The organism is Pseudomonas sp. PI1, assembly GCF_000812405.1.
GTDB lineage: Bacteria > Pseudomonadota > Gammaproteobacteria > Pseudomonadales > Pseudomonadaceae > Pseudomonas > Pseudomonas citronellolis.
Genome location: NZ_JWMC01000064.1, coordinates 11,779 through 26,759, shown reverse-complemented (window position 1 = coordinate 26,759; position 14,981 = coordinate 11,779). Strand labels below are relative to the sequence as shown.

8 protein-coding genes are annotated in these 14,981 nt (G+C 70.5%); 6 read left to right on the top strand and 2 right to left on the bottom strand.

What is annotated here, in order from left to right; genetic code table 11:
- The first annotated feature begins 11 nt into the window (after positions 1-11).
- Positions 12-5,138: a trifunctional serine/threonine-protein kinase/ATP-binding protein/sensor histidine kinase gene (locus RN02_RS21010; protein WP_043316481.1), complete on the top strand. Its 5,127-nt coding sequence runs from the start codon at positions 12-14 to the stop codon at positions 5,136-5,138.
- Here the strand turns inward: RN02_RS21010 and RN02_RS21005 are convergent.
- Positions 5,124-5,873: an SDR family NAD(P)-dependent oxidoreductase gene (locus RN02_RS21005; RefSeq protein WP_043316479.1), complete on the bottom strand. Its 750-nt coding sequence runs from the start codon at positions 5,871-5,873 to the stop codon at positions 5,124-5,126. The genes RN02_RS21010 and RN02_RS21005 overlap by 15 nt on opposite strands.
- Complete coding sequence (locus RN02_RS21000) at positions 5,861-6,283, bottom strand: MerR family transcriptional regulator (protein ID WP_043316475.1); 423 nt, start codon at positions 6,281-6,283, stop codon at positions 5,861-5,863. Before RN02_RS21000 ends, RN02_RS21005 begins: the two co-directional genes overlap by 13 nt.
- Before the next feature lie 204 nt (positions 6,284-6,487).
- On the opposite strand from RN02_RS21000, the gene RN02_RS20995 reads away from it, so the two are divergent.
- The 5 genes from RN02_RS20995 to nahK all read left to right on the top strand — a co-directional run bounded on the left by RN02_RS20995 (position 6,488) and on the right by nahK (position 14,924).
- A complete protein-coding gene (locus RN02_RS20995) occupies positions 6,488-6,712 on the top strand; it encodes a hypothetical protein (protein ID WP_009622991.1) in 225 nt (74 codons plus the stop codon).
- Between the two features lie 70 nt (positions 6,713-6,782).
- Positions 6,783-9,071 carry a pyrroloquinoline quinone biosynthesis protein PqqF gene (gene pqqF, locus RN02_RS20990; protein WP_043316471.1) on the top strand — a complete coding sequence of 763 codons (2,289 nt, stop codon included), beginning with the start codon at positions 6,783-6,785 and terminating at the stop codon, positions 9,069-9,071.
- A gap of 289 nt (positions 9,072-9,360) precedes the next feature.
- On the top strand, positions 9,361-10,557 hold the full coding sequence (locus tag RN02_RS20985) for a porin (protein ID WP_043316469.1): 1,197 nt from the start codon (positions 9,361-9,363) through the stop codon (positions 10,555-10,557).
- A gap of 646 nt (positions 10,558-11,203) precedes the next feature.
- Positions 11,204-12,364, top strand: a complete 1,161-nt coding sequence (gene nosP / locus RN02_RS20980; RefSeq protein ID WP_043316467.1) for a nitric oxide-sensing protein NosP — start codon at positions 11,204-11,206, stop codon at positions 12,362-12,364.
- Complete coding sequence (gene nahK / locus RN02_RS20975) at positions 12,297-14,924, top strand: hybrid sensor histidine kinase/response regulator NahK/ErcS' (protein WP_082033844.1); 2,628 nt, start codon at positions 12,297-12,299, stop codon at positions 14,922-14,924. The genes nosP and nahK overlap by 68 nt, the downstream gene beginning before the upstream one ends.
- The last annotated feature ends 57 nt before the right edge of the window (positions 14,925-14,981 follow it).

The following is a 14,981-nucleotide window of genomic DNA, read 5'->3' as shown; positions in this document are numbered from 1 at the left end:
GTGGAGCGCGGATGAGCGACAGACGACAGGTCCTCTGGGACGACGGCGAGCGCGTGTTCAGCCGTGGGCGGCACCCGCGCCAGGATGGGCTCGGCGTGTTGCTCGCGCGCCCGGCCGGCGAGCCGCCGCAGCCCGCCAGCGTCGAGCGCCTGGCCCACGAGTTCGGCCTGAAGGACGAGCTGGACGGCGCCTGGGCGGTGCGCCCGCTGGAACTGCTGCGCGAGGGCGGGCGCAGCCTGCTGGTGCTGGAAGACCCCGGCGGCGAGCCGCTGTCCGCGCAACTGGGCGCGCCCATGGAGACCGGCCGCTTCCTGCAGCTGGCCGTGGGCATCAGCGCGGCCCTGGGCCACCTGCACCAGCGCGGCCTGGTGCACAAGGACCTGAAACCGCCGCACATCCTGGTCGACTGCGCCGACGGCCGCGTGCGCCTCACAGGTTTCGGCCTGGCCTCGTGGCTGCCGCGTGAACGCCAGGCGCCGGAGCCGCCGGAAACCATCGCCGGCACCCTGGCCTACATGGCGCCCGAGCAGACCGGGCGGATGAACCGCTCGATCGACTCGCGCAGCGACCTCTACGCCCTGGGCATCACCCTCTACCAGATGCTCACCGGCGACCTGCCGTTCGCCGCCAGCGAGGCCATGGAGTGGGTGCACTGCCACATCGCGCGCCAGGCGGTGCCGCCCACGGCGCGGGTGGCGAGCATCCCCGCGCCGCTGTCGCAGCTGGTCATGAAGCTGCTGGCCAAGACCGCCGAGGAGCGCTACCAGAGCGCCGCCGGGCTGGAGCACGACCTGCGCCGCTGCCTGGCGAGCTGGCAGCGCCACGGGCGCATCGACGACTTCCCGCTGGACGGGCACAGCGTGCCGGAGCGCCTGCTGATCCCCGAGAAGCTCTACGGCCGCGAACGCGAGGTCGGCACCCTGGTGGCCGCCTTCGAACGCATAGTCGCGGGCGATGCGCCGGGGCTGGTGCTGGTGTCCGGCTATTCCGGCATCGGCAAGTCCTCGGTGGTCAACGAGCTGCACAAGCTGCTGGTGCCGCCGCGCGGGCTGTTCGCCTCCGGCAAGTTCGACCAGTACAAGCGCAACATCCCGTACTCCACCCTGGTGCAGGCCTTCCAGGGCCTGGTGCGCATGCTCCTGGGCAAGAACGACCGCGAGCTGGCGCGCTGGCGCCAGGCCCTGCTGCAGGCGCTGGGCGCCAATGCGCGGGTGATGACCGAGCTGATCCCGGAGCTGAAGCTGATCATCGGCGAGCAGCCGCCGCTGCCGGCGCTGGAACCGCAGCAGGCGCAGCGCCGCTTCCTGCTGGTGCTCAAGCGCTTCATCGGCGTGTTCGCCCGGCCGGAACACCCGCTGGCGCTGTTCCTCGACGACCTGCAATGGCTGGACGCGGCCACCCTCGACCTGCTGGAAGACCTGCTGACCAGCGACGACCTGCGCCACCTGATGCTGCTCGGCGCCTACCGCAGCAACGAGGTGGACGACGCCCACCCCCTGCGCACCACGCTGCGCAAGGTCGGCAAGGCGCAGGTGCGCATCGACGAAATCCGCCTGGCGCCGCTGGGCCGCGGCCACGTCGAACAGCTGATCGCCGAGGCCCTGCACGGCGCGCCGGCGCACATCCGCCCGCTGGCGCAGCTGGTGCACGACAAGACCGCCGGCAACCCGTTCTTCGTCATCCAGTTCCTCCAGGCCCTGGCCGAGGAGGGCCTGCTGGCCTTCGAGGCGCAGGCGCGGCAGTGGCGCTGGGACCTCGGGCGCATCCAGGCGATGGGCTACACCGACAACGTCGTCGACCTGATGCTCGACAAGCTGGCGCGGCTGCCGGCGCAGACCCAGGAGGTGCTGCAGCAGCTGGCCTGCCTGGGCAACCGCGCCGAGGCCGCGACCCTGGGCAGCGTGCTGGCGCTATCGCGCAGCCAGCTGCAGCGGGCCCTGTGGGACGCCATCCGCCAGGAACTGGTGGAGCGCGGGGAGGGCGCCTACGCCTTCGCCCACGACCGCATCCACGAAGCGGCCTACCTGCTGATCCCCCAGGCCGAGCGCGCCGCGGCGCACCTGCGGATCGGCCGCCTGCTGGCCGAGCAGACGCCGCCGCAGGCGCGCGAAGAGGCGATCTTCGAGATCGTCGGCCAGCTCAACCGCGGCGCCGCGCTGATCGCCGAGCCGGCCGAGCGCGAGCGCCTGGCCGGGTTCAACCTGCTCGCCGGGCAGCGGGCCAAGGCCTCGACCGCCTATGCCTCGGCGCTGGCCTATTTCGCCCGCGGTGTGGAGCTGCTGGACGAGGCGAGCTGGCAGGGCCGCCACGAACTGCTGTTCGCCCTGGAGTCCGGCCGCGCCGAATGCGAGTTCGCCACCGGCCAGGTGGCCCAGGCCGAGCAGCGCCTGCGGGTGCTCTCCGGGCGCGCTGCGACGACCGTGCAGCGCGCCTGGGTGGCCTGCCTGCAGGTGGACGTCTACCTGATCCTCGACCGCCGCGACGACGCCGTGGCGGTCTGCCTGGACTTCCTCCGCCACGTGGGCATCGACTGGCCGGCCCACCCGGACGACGCCACGGTGCAGGCCGAGTACGAGCGCATCCGCGCCCAGCTCGGCGCGCGGCCCATCGAGTCGCTCATCGACCTGCCGCCGATGCGCGAGCCGCTCGCCCTGGCCACCATCGAGGCGCTGACCACGCTGTTCTCGCCGGCCCTGCACACCGACGGCAACCTGGCCTGCCTGACCATCTGCAAGGCCATCAACCTGAGCCTGGAGCACGGCAACGGCGACGCCTCCTGCGTGGCCTACGCCAACATCCCGCGGGTCGCCGGGCGGCGCTTCGGCGACTACCAGGCCGGCTTCCAGTTCGGCCGGCTCGGCTGCGAACTCGTCGAACGCCGCCGCCTGGAACGCTACGAGGCGCGCACCTACCTGTCGTTCTCGCTGTTCGCCCAGCGCTGGGTGCAGCCGGTGCGCGCCTGCGAGGAGCAGCTGCGCCAGGTGTTCGACAGCGCGAACCGCACCGGCGACCTGCCGTTCGGCGCCTTCGCCTGCAACAGCCTGGTGTCCAACCTGCTGTTCAGCGGCGAGCCGCTGCCCGAGCTGCAGGCCGAGGCGGAGCGCGGCCTGGCCTACGCCGGCAAGGTTGGCTTCGGCCTGGTGATCGACTTCCTCGACAACCAGCTCGCGCTGATCCGCACCCTGCGCGGCCTGGCCCCGCGCTTCGGCCATCTCGACCAGGGCGGCTTCCGCGAGGCGGATACCGAGGCGCGCCTGGCCGATGCGTCGCGGGTGTACAGCTGCTGGTACTGGGTCCGCAAGCTGCAGGCGCGCTACTTCGCCGGCGATTACGCCGCGGCGCTGGAGGCGTCCGCCCAGGCGCAGCCGTTGCTGTGGACTTCCCATGCGTTCATCGAGGAGGGCGAGTACTGCTTCTTCGACGCGCTTGCCCGTGCCGCGCTGTGCGATGCCGCTGCGCCGGACGATAGCCACCTGGACGCGATAGCCGCGCACCGGGACGAGTTGCGGGTATGGGCCGACCTCTGCCCGGCGAACTTCAGCTGCCACGTCCTGCTGCTGGAAGCCGAACTCGCCCGCCTGCAGGGCCGCGTGGCCGATGCCGAGCTGCACTACGAGCAGGCCATCCGCGCCGCCCAGGATGACGGCTTCTTCCAGGTGGAGGCGCTGGCCAACGAACTGGCGGCCGCCTGCTACGCCGCGCGCGGGCTCGACAGGGTGGCCCGCGTCTACCTGCAGGGCGCGCATGCCTGCTACCTGCGCTGGGGCGCCGCGGGCAAGCTGCGGCAGCTGGAGGCGCGCCATCCCTTCCTCGGCGAGCAGGCGCCGGCGCCGGGCCCCATCGCCACCATGGCCGCCCCGGTGGAACAGCTGGACCTGGCCACCGTGCTCAAGGTGCTGCAGACCACTTCCGGCGAAATCGTGCTGGAGCGGCTGGTGGACAGCGTCATGCGCACGGCCCTCGAACAGGCCGGCGCCGAGCGCGGCGTGCTGGTGCTCCAGGGCGCCGACGGGCCGCGCATCGTGGCGCAGGTGACGGTCGACGACGACGCGCCGCGCCTGCAACTGCGCGACGAGCCGCTGAGCGAGGCGCTGCTGCCGGAGGCGCTGCTCTACCAGGTGCTGCGCACCGGCGAGACCCTGGCGCTGGACGACGCCATGGCCGAGGCGGCATACGCCAGCTCGCCCTACGTGCGCAACCGCCAGGCGCGCTCCATCCTCTGCCTGCCGCTGATGAACCAGGGCCAGCTCAGCGGCGCCCTGTACCTGGAGAACAACCTGACCGCCCGCGCCTTCAGCCCGGCGCGCACCGCCGTGCTCAAGCTGGTGGCCTCGCAGGCCGCCGCCTCGCTGGAGAACGCCCGGCTGTACCGCGACCTCGCCGAGCGCGAGCGGCGCTACCGCGAGGTGCAGGGCGAACTGGCCCACGCCAACCGCGTGGCGACCATGGGCCAGCTCACCGCGTCCATCGCCCACGAGGTCAACCAGCCGATCGCCGCCACCATCACCAACGCCTACGCGGCGCAGCGCTGGCTGGGCGCGCAGCCGCCGGACCTGGGCGAGGTGGGGCAGGGGCTCGAACGCATCGTCAAGGACGCCAACCGCGCCGCGGACGTGCTCAAGCGCATCCGCGGGCTGCTGCGCAAGGCGCCGTCGCAGAAGAGCGCGGTGGACATCAACGAGGCGATCCTGGAAATGGTCGAGTTCACCCGCGGCCAGGCCGCCAAGGGCGGCGCCACGGTGCGCACGCAACTGGCCGACGGCCTGCCGCCGGTGGAGGGCGACCGGGTGGAACTGCAGCAGGTGCTGCTCAACCTGATCATCAACGCCATCGAGGCCATGGGCGAGGTCGACGACGGCGTGCGCCGGCTGGACATCGAGACGGCGCCGGACGGCGCAGGCGGCGTGCGGGTGAGCGTCAGCGACACCGGGCCGGGCTTCGCCGCGCAGGATGCCGGGCAGGTCTTCGCGCCTTTCTACACCACCAAGCCCAGCGGCCTGGGCATGGGCCTGTCGATCTGCCGTTCGATCATCGAGGCCCATGGCGGGCAGTTGCAGGCCTTGGCCAACCCGCCGCGTGGCGCGCGGGTCCGCTTCGACCTGCGGGGCTGCCCGGGCCAGGCCCTAGAGCTGCGATAGGCCGCCGTCCACGCACAGGTCGACGCCGGTGACGAAGCTGCTGTCGTCCGAGGCGAGGAACAGCGCGGCGTTCGCCAGCTCCTCGGGGCGGCCGAGCCGGCCCAGGGGAATCAGGCCCGTCACCTGCCTTTCGAACGCGGCGAACTGCTCGTCGCCGATGCCCATCTTGCCGATGATCGGCGTCAGCACCGGGCCCGGGCTCAGGCAATTGACGCGGATGTTGCGCTGCCTGAGTTCCGCCGCCCAGCTGCGCGCGAAGGAGCGGACAGCGGCCTTGGTGGCGGCGTACACCACATGGGCGTCGAGGGCCTTGAGGTGGGCGATGGACGACACCAGCACGATGGAGCCGCCGTCGCGCAGCAGCGGCAGGGCCTTCTGGATGCTGTAGAAGACGCCTTTGACGTTGATGTCGAACTGCTCGTCGAACTGCGCCTCGTCCACCTGTTCGCCCGCGGCGGGGCGGATGACGCCGGCATTGGCGACCAGCACGTCGAGCCGCCCGTACAGCTGGCCGATGCGCTGGTACAGCGCGTCGATATCGGCCAGCCGGCTGGCGTCGGCGCAGATGCCCAGGGCGTTGCCGCCGATCTGCCCGACGGCCTCGTCCAGCACCTGGCGGCGCCGCCCGGTGATGACCACCGTCGCGCCCTCCCGGGCGAACCGCTGCGCGGTGGCCAGGCCGATACTGCTGTTGCCGCCCGTCACGAGCGCGATCTTGTCGTTCAGCTTTCCCATGGTTCCTCCAACGTCGTTGCCGAGTGAGTTTGCGTGGGGGATTGCCATGCAGGGCCGGCCGGCAGCGGCAGGTAGCGCCCGATCTTCTCCGCCAGCTTCGCGCGGCGATCGGCGAGCCGGGCCTGGAGCGCGTCCAGTGCCTGGAGCTTCTCCAGGTGCTGCTGCAGGCAGGCGAGGAAGCCTTCGCTGTCCTCCTCCTCTTCCAGGTGCTGCAACAGGCCGTGGATCTGCCGGGTGCTGAAGCCGCACTCGATCAGTTCGCGTATCCAGAGCACGCGCCGCACCATGGCCGGGGCGTAGTCGCGATAACCGTTTTCCAGCCGCGACGACGCGATCAGCGCCCGGGCCTCGTAATGACGAAGCGCGCGGGTGCTCGCGCCGGTACGCAGTGCCAGTTCGCCAATCCGCATGTTCACCTCCACCGGCGGAACTCTAGGGGCTTGACGCTAGTGTCAAGGTCAAGCGCCTGCATTGCCCGGCGCGGGACCTCGGGGTGGCGATTATAGGAACGCGGCCCGGCGGCCAGAAATGCACATGGGTATAGGCCGGGCATACCTGGGTATGACGGCCGGCTCGTCTATGCTGGAGTTTTCGATTGCCAGCGAGGGTGCGTCATGGGCCTGAACGAAGCGAGCCAGCGGCTGCGGCGCGAATTATTGAACATGGCCTTCCGCCATGAGGGACTGGCGACCGACCTGGGGCGGGCCGCCGAGCAGCTGCCGGCGTCCCAGGCGGTGCACCTGGTGCGCATGGCGGCGTTCCTGCAGGGCGATGCCGAACGGCTGATCGCCATGGCCGAGCAGGTGCGCACGGGCGTCATCAGCGCCAGCGACCCCTGACCCCTCCAAAGCACTATTCCCTTCCTCCGGCGTGCGGGTAAGGTGGCGGCAGAACACCGCTGGATTGCCCATGAACCGCAACGCCGCGCCCCCGCAGGCCCGCCAGGTCGTCCTGGCCAACGGCCTGGGGCTGACCCTGATGCACGACCCGCAGGCCACCCGCGCCGCCGCCCTGGCGCGGGTGGCGGCCGGCAGTCATGACGAGCCGCAGGCGCACCCCGGGCTTGCGCATTTCCTCGAACACCTGCTGTTCCTCGGCGGCGCGCGCTTCGCCGCGGGCGAGCGGCTGATGCCCTGGGTGCAGGCGCGGGGCGGGCGGCTGAACGCCAGCACCCGGGCGCGCACTACCGACTACTTCTTCGAAGTGCCCGCCGCGGAGCTGGACGGCGGGCTGGCGCGCCTGCTCGACCTGCTGGCCCGGCCGCGGCTGGAAGTTAGCGCGCAGCTGGGCGAGCGCGAGGTGCTGGAGGCGGAATACATCGCCCGCGCCAGCGATGCCGGCACGCTGATAGACGCGGCCCTGGCCGCCGGGGTGGCCGAGGGGCATCCGCTGCGCCGCTTCGTGGCCGGCCGGCGCGCCAGCCTGGCGGTGGAGGAGGCGGGCTTCCAGGGCGCGCTGCGGGACTTCCATGGCGGTTTCTACCGGCCCGGCAATGTGCAGATGTGGCTGCAGGGGCCGCAGTCCCTCGACGAGTTGCAGGCCCTGGCCGCCCGGCACTGCGGGGATTGGTTGGCTGGCCCAGTGCCGGTCCGCAACCTGCCGCCGGCCCTGGCGCCGCCGGCCGGCGACAGGCTGCACTTGCGCCTGCCCGGTGCGCCGCGCCTGGTGCTGGGCTTCGCCGTGGCCGAGCTGGATGCTGCCGCCGAACAGACCTTCGATGCCCTGGCCGGCCTGCTGGGCGACGAGGCGGAGGGTGGATTGCTGGCATGGCTGGGCGAGCGCGGGCTGTGCGATGCGGCGAGCCTGCGGGTGGTCTACCGCGCGCCGGGGCAGGCGCTGCTGGCGGCGACCTTCGAACTGGCGCAGGCGTGGGATGCCGCGCGGGTCGAGGCGGCCTTTCTCGATTGGCTGCGGGCGCTGCGCGAGGGTGGCGGCGTTGCCTTGGTGGCGGACGAAGCACGGCAACTGCCTCCCCTGGAGCAACTGCAGCGGCGTGCCCGAGGCCTGCCGGCGCCGGTCTCGCCGCTATGGCTGGCGGCGCTGGACGCATCATGCCTGGTCCGCCTGCTGGTGGCGGCGGATGCGCCGGGCCAGCCCGCCTGCGTAGCCGGCTTCGACCTGCACCTGGGGCGCAGCCCGGTCGAGCCCGTGGCCTTTGCCCCACAGTCCTGGCGTTTTGCGGCGCCGCCAGCGGCTAGCAGCGCAGCAATGGGCGCGATCCATTTGCGTTGGCGCTTCCCGAGCGCGCCAGCCCATAGCCACTTCCTCGCCTTGCGCCACGGCCTGCGTCCCCTGGCCGGGCTGGCGCGGCGCCATGGCGTGAGCCTGCGCCTGGACGAGGAGAGCGCCGACTGGGCCCTGGGCCTGCAAGGCCCGGCCGACCGCCTGGAAAGCTGCCTGGACAGCGCCCTGGCGCTGCTGGCTGAGCCCCCCGCGGCAGTGCTGGCCCAGGGGGAGCGCCTGCTGTTGCGCGAGCGGCAGCAGAAGGCCGCCGAACTGCCGATCCGCCGCCTGCTCGATGCCTTGCCGGTCCAGTTGGCGGGGGAGGGTGCGGCTTTGCCGGACTGGTCCTCGGCGCGCTGGGATGTGCTGGTGCGCAACGCCGAGTCGCCCCAGCCAAGCCAGGTGCCCGGCCTGTTGGCGACGGAGCCGCTGTTGCCGCCGGCGCTGGTTCCGGGCCGCCATCGCTGCGTCATGGCGGGTGAGGGCGAGTCGGCGTTGCTGCTGTTCTACCCGCTGCCAGGGCGGGACGCGGCCCAGGAAGCCGCCTGGCGCCTGCTGGCGCGCGAGCTGGAAGGCGGCTTCTACCAGCGCCTGCGCGTCGAGTTGAACCTGGGCTACGCGCTGTTCTGCGGCTTCCGCCAGGTCGCCGGTTGGCGCGGGCTGCTGTTCGCCGTGCAGTCGCCGCATACACAGCCGGACGCGCTGTTCGAGCACCTGCGCACCTTCCTGGAAGACGCCGCCATCTCCCTGGGCGAACTGCCCGACGCCCGCCTGCACGACCTCGCCCATAGCCTGGCGAACGAGCCGGCCGGCAAGAACGCAGCCTGGCGCGACCAACTCGCCGGTGTGGATGCCGGCCACGCGCAACGCGTGGCCGAGGCCGCTCGCCGCACCACTCGCGCCGATCTCCAGGCCGCCCACGCCGCATTGCTGGGCGAGCAGGGCGGCTGCTGGCTGCTGACCAACCGCGCCTGATCTCTTTCTACACCTTCTTCCGCTGCTGCTCGGGCCTACCGCCCCGGACACGTGCGCCTGCGACTTTGGTCCTGCGCCGCAAGGCCCGCTGCCAAGGTGCCGCTACCCCCGCGACCAAGGCGCCGGGCCTTATGGTGGCCTGGTGCCATGGCCTTGCGTAGCGCTCCGGCAAGCCCCACGCAAGCAGCGCCGAAGCGCGCCCAAAGCAGCGTATGGCGCCGCGCGGGGCGTTTCGATAATCGCCTCCGCCACGACCCCGAACGGTCATCCATCCCCTGCGGAGCGCGTCATGAACAAGAACAACACCGCCATTCGCCGTTTCCTGCCCCTGGCCCTGGCCTCGCTGGGCAGCCTGGGCTGCCTGCCGGCCGTCGCCGACATCAAGCTGTACGACAAGGACGACACCACCTTCTCCACCGACGGCTACTTCAACGCCTTCTACGTCAACAGCGACGTGGACCGCGAGGGCGACACCTACGACCGCCGCCAGTCGCGGGTGAAGATGGGCTTTTTGCCCAACTACATCGGCTTCAACTTCGGCAAGAAGATCGACGGCCTGACCCTCACCGGGCGTTCCTCGTTCTGGGTGACCATCAACGACAGCGAGCAGGACGGCACCGACACCGCCATCGACGTGCGGCAGTTCTACGGCAACGTGGCCGGCGACTGGGGCGAGGTGCTGATCGGCAAGGACTTCGGCCTGTTCTCGCGCTCGAACATCTTCCTCGACGAACTGCTGGCCGGCTTCGGCAACGCCAGCGACACCCTCGGCCTGGTGGACGGCAAGGGCGTGTCCTTCGGCAACATCGGCACCGGCTACCCGTACCCGTTCCCCACCTCGCAGATCACCTACCGCAACAATAACCTGGTGGACGGCCTGCGCGTGGCGGTGGGCATCATGGACCCGATCGACACCAACCAGATCGACAAGGACGCCAGCGACGGCCTGGACGACAAGGCCTACCAGGACAACCCGCGCTACGAGAGCGAGATCAGCTATCAGTTCGACCTGGGCGGCGCGCAGATCTACAGCTGGGTCAATGGCGCCTACCAGACCTCGAAGAACACCAACGACCAGGTCGACGACGTCACCTCCAAGGGCCTGGGCTACGGCATCCAGGCCAAGTTCGGCGGCGTGTCGCTGACCGGCTCGGGCTTCACCGCCAAGGGCATCAACCCCTTCTTCACCAACAACGCCGGCGAAGCCGCGCTGCGCGAGGTGGACAGCCGCGGCATGCTGCTGCAGGGCTCCTACACCTGGGGCAAGAACCGCCTGGCACTGTCCTACGGCAAGACCGAGGACGACGGCAACGGCCTGGGCAGCGCGGCGGACTACTCCACCCGCGGCATCGCCTACTTCCGCACCATCAACGACAACCTCAAGCTGGTGGCCGAGTACAACCAGTACGAGATCGACGGCCGCAAGGGCTCGCTGGTGAGCGAGGACACCGACACCTTCGCGGTTGGCGCGGTATTGAACTGGTAATCCTCAGGGCTCCTTTGGCAGTAATTGGGCGGGGCGGCGGTGGCGTCGGTCCGCCGTTTTTTTTGTGGGGGGATGGTGTTCTGTCGGGAGGGTCTTTGAAGAGCGCCCTCTCCCCAGCCCTCGGCTGCGCGCCCCGCCCTGAAGGGAGAGGGGGCTAGTCCGTGCCGAGAGGAGGAGTGGTTTCAGCCGGTAACTTTCGGTTTTGCCGGCTAACGCCGAAACATCAGCACACACCGAACGGTCCCCTCTCCCTTCAGGGAGAGGGTTAGGGAGAGGGTTGCGGACACCAACCCCGCTCCGCAACTGAACCTGACTCCGCTGTTCGCTATACCGCGAATCGCACGCAGGGCGCGCTCCTACAAAGAACATGGGCAGCAACTGTCTTGCCGACTGCGCCGAGGTGCTTTTCGTAGGATGGGTTGAGCTTGCGATACCCATCGGACCCTGGTGATGGGTATCGCTTCGCTCAACCCATCCTACGGGCGTTTCCCTTGCATCCGGAGCGGATCTTGCCCGCGAACCACACCGGAACCTCCAGCCCGCCCCTACGCCTTTCGGAGGTCCCCGCCAGCACCCAAGTAGCATGGGGCCGCGCCGGGCGCCTTCGTAGAATGCCCCCGTGGTCAACCGGCGTTGAGGCAGGCGTATGCAGGAAGGGCAGGGAGAAGGCGTAGTCAGAGGCATGTCCAGCGCCCGCGACGCGGAGGCGGTGGCCCAGGACCTGGCGCGCCAGTTGATCCACCCGCACCTGGGCTTCGTGCTGTTCTTCTGCTCCGCCGAGTACGACCTGCCGGCCCTGGCCGCCGCGCTGGAGCAGTACTTCGGCGGCATCGAGCTGGTCGGCTGCACCACCGCCGGCGAGATCACCCCCCAGGGCTACGGCCGCGGCTGCGTCAGCGCGGTGGGTTTCGACGTGCGCAGCTTCGCCGTGGCCAGCGCGCTGATCGACGAGATGGAGCGTTTCAGCCTGATCGACGCGCAGCAACTGGTGGAGGCCCTGGTGGCCGACTGCCGCAGCAGCGAGCTGGCGCCGATCAAGGACCACAGCTTCGCCCTGACCCTGCTCGACGGCCTTTCCAGCCGCGAAGAAGTGGTGCTGGCGGCGCTCAGCGCGGCGCTTGGCGCCATTCCGCACTTCGGCGGCTCGGCCGGCGACGACAACCACCTCACCCATACCCACGTCTACTACCAGGGCCAGTTCCACACCGGCGCGGCGGTGGTGCTGCTGTTCAACACCTGGCTCGACTTCGAGGTGTTCACCACCCACCACGTGGTGCCGCGCGGCGAGAAGCTGGTGGTGACCCGCGCCGACAGCGCCAGCCGCCGGGTGCTGGAGCTCAACGCCGAGCCCGCCGCCCTGGAATACGCCCGGCTGGTCGGCGTGGAGCCCCACGAACTGAGCTTCGAGCTGTTCTCCCGCCACCCGCTGGCGGTGCGCATCAAGGACCAGTACTACGTGCGCTCCATCCAGCAGGTGCACGACGACTTCAGCCTGACCTTCTACTGCGCGGTGGAGAACGGCATCGTCCTCACCGCCATGAGCACCGGGCCTCTGCTGCCCAACCTGCAGGCGCAGTTCGCGCGCCTGCACGAACGCCTCGGCCCGCCGCTGCTGACCATCGGCTGCGACTGCTTCCTGCGCCGCCTGGAGCTGGAAGTGGCGGGCGACAGCGCAGCCACCGCCGCTTTTCTCCGCCACCAGCAGGTGATCGGCTTCAACACCTACGGAGAGCAATTCAATGGCATGCACATCAACCAGACCTTCACCGGCGTCGCCATTGGCCGTCCCCGTGGCGGCGCCGGCTGAGCTGCTGGCGCGCATCGACGAACTGGAGCGCGACAAGCTCAAGCTGCAGCGCATCAACACCGCGCTGATCGAGCGCATCGAATCCAGCGCCTCGCGCGGCGACGGCGCCTACGGGGCCTTCCAGCATTCGGTGGTGCTGGCCGAGCAGGTGCGCGAGCGCACCGACGCCTTGAGCCAGGCCATGGCCGAGCTGAAGTCCAGCAACCAGCTGCTCAGCGACGCCCGCCTGCGCGCCGAGACCGCCCACCAGCACCTGCTGGACGCCATCGAAAGCATCTCCGACGCCTTCGTGCTGTTCGACCCGCAGCAGCGCATCGTGCTGTTCAACGAACGCTTCCGCGCACTCTGGGCGCCTACCCGCGCGCGCCTGGGCGCCGGCACCCGGCTGGCCGAGGTGCGCCGCCTGGCGCAGAGCAGCGGGCTGATAGTCGAGGAACAGCGGAGCAACGACGACGAACACACCCTCTACCGCCTGCGTGACGACCGCTGGGTGCGCATGAGCGAGCGGCCGACCCGCGACGGCGGCCTGGTGGTGCTCTACACCGACATCACCGAGATCAAGCTCAGCGAGACCGCGCGCCGCGAGCAGGCGGTGGCGCAGAAGTCGCACCTGCTGCAGCGCGCCGTGGACAACCTGTCCCAGGGCGTGGCCATGGTCGGCGCCGAGGGCGCGCTGGAGCTGTGGAACCGGCGCTTCCTGGAGCTCTGCGGGCTGGCGCCGATCGGCGCGCACCGGCCCTTCGCCGACGTCATGGGCGAGAGCGGCCTGCCGCTGCTCACCCCGCGCAGCCGCGGCGACGACGGCGCGCCCCTGGCGGCCCTGGAGCAGCGCCTGTTCGACGGCCGCATGCTGGAAATCCGCACCCACGCGCTGCCCACCGGCGGCTTCGTCAACACCTTCACCGACATCACCGAGCGCTACCGCCACGCCGAGGCATTGCGCGAGAGCGAGCGCTGGATCCGCCTGATCACCGACCAGGTGCCGGCGCTGATCGCCTACCTCAACGCCGACCTGGTCTACGAATTTACCAACAAGGTCTACGAGCAGTGGTACCGCTGGCCCAGCGGCGCGATGCTCGGGCGCAACCTGCGCGAGGTGCACGGCGCCGAGCACTGCCGGCGCCTGGAGCCGTACTTCGAGCGGGCGCTGTCGGGCGAGAGCGTGACCTTCGAGATCGCCGAGACCAACCTGGCCGGGCAGGAGCGCTACATGCAGCGCTCCTACGTGCCCAACCGCCAGGCCGACGGCCAGGTCGCCGGGCTGTTCGTGCTGATCCGCGACATCACCGAGCGCCGCCGCACCGCCGAGGCGCTGCACCAGGCCTACCAGAACCTGGAGCAACGGGTGCGCGAACGCACCGCCGAGCTAACCAGCCTGAACGACCAGCTCAAGCGCGAGATCGACGAGCGCAGCCAGGTGGAAGCGCGCCTGCGCGAGGCCAAGCGCGAGGCCGAGCAGGCCAACCTGTCGAAGACCAAGTTCCTCGCCGCGGTCAGCCACGACCTGCTGCAGCCGCTGAACGCCGCGCGGCTGTTCACCAGCGCCCTGCAGGAACGTGGCGAGGGCGACGGCCTGGTGCGCAACATCAGCCACTCGCTGGAGGACGTGGAGAACCTGCTGGGCACCCTGGTGGACATCTCCAAGCTCGACGCCGGGGTGATCAAGCCGGACATCGCGCCCTTCGAGGTGGGCGAGCTGCTCGGCAACCTCGCCGCCGAATACCGCCAGATCGCCGCTAGCGAAGGCCTGCGCCTGGACTACGTGGCCTGCGATGCCCAGGTGCGCAGCGACCTGCAGCTGCTCGCCCGCATCCTGCGCAACCTGCTGTCCAACGCCATCCGCTACACGCCCGCCGGCCGCGTGCTGCTGGGCTGCCGGCGGCGCCGGCAGAGCCTGTGGATCGAGGTCTGGGACACCGGCATGGGCATCCCGGCGGACAAGCTCGGCGAGATTTTCCAGGAGTTCAAGCGCGGCGACACCCAGCGCTCCCACCAGGACCGCGGCCTGGGCCTGGGGCTGGCGATCGTCGAGAAGATCGCGCGCATGCTCGGCCACCGCATCCAGGTCGGCTCGGTGCCCGGCAAGGGCTCGCGCTTCGCCATCGAGGTTCCGCTGGCGCGCGGTGCGGTGCGCGCCCGCCCGGAGCCGGCGCAGCAGGCCGAACACCTGGTGGAACGTCTGCGCGGCTCGCGGGTGTGGGTGCTGGACAACGACGCGGCCATCTGCGCCGGCATGCGCACCCTGCTGGAAGCCTGGGGCTGCCGGGTGGTCACCGCGCTATCGGAAGAAGACCTGGCGCGCCAGGTGGACAACTTCCACGCCGAGGCGGACCTGCTGATAGCCGACTACCACCTGGACGACGGCTGCAATGGGGTGGACGCCGTGGCCTCGATAAACGCCCGCCGCGGCGAGCCGTTGCCGGCGCTGATGATCACGGCCAACTACAGCAACGAGCTCAAGCAGCAGGTGCGGGAGCTGGGGCATACGCTGATGCACAAGCCGGTTAGGCCGATGAAGCTGAAGACGGCGTTGTGTCACTTGATGGATAGGGCCGGCTGAGGCGCTGTACCTGTAGGTGCAACTGTCTTGCCGGCCGCGCCGGGGTGCTTTCGTAGG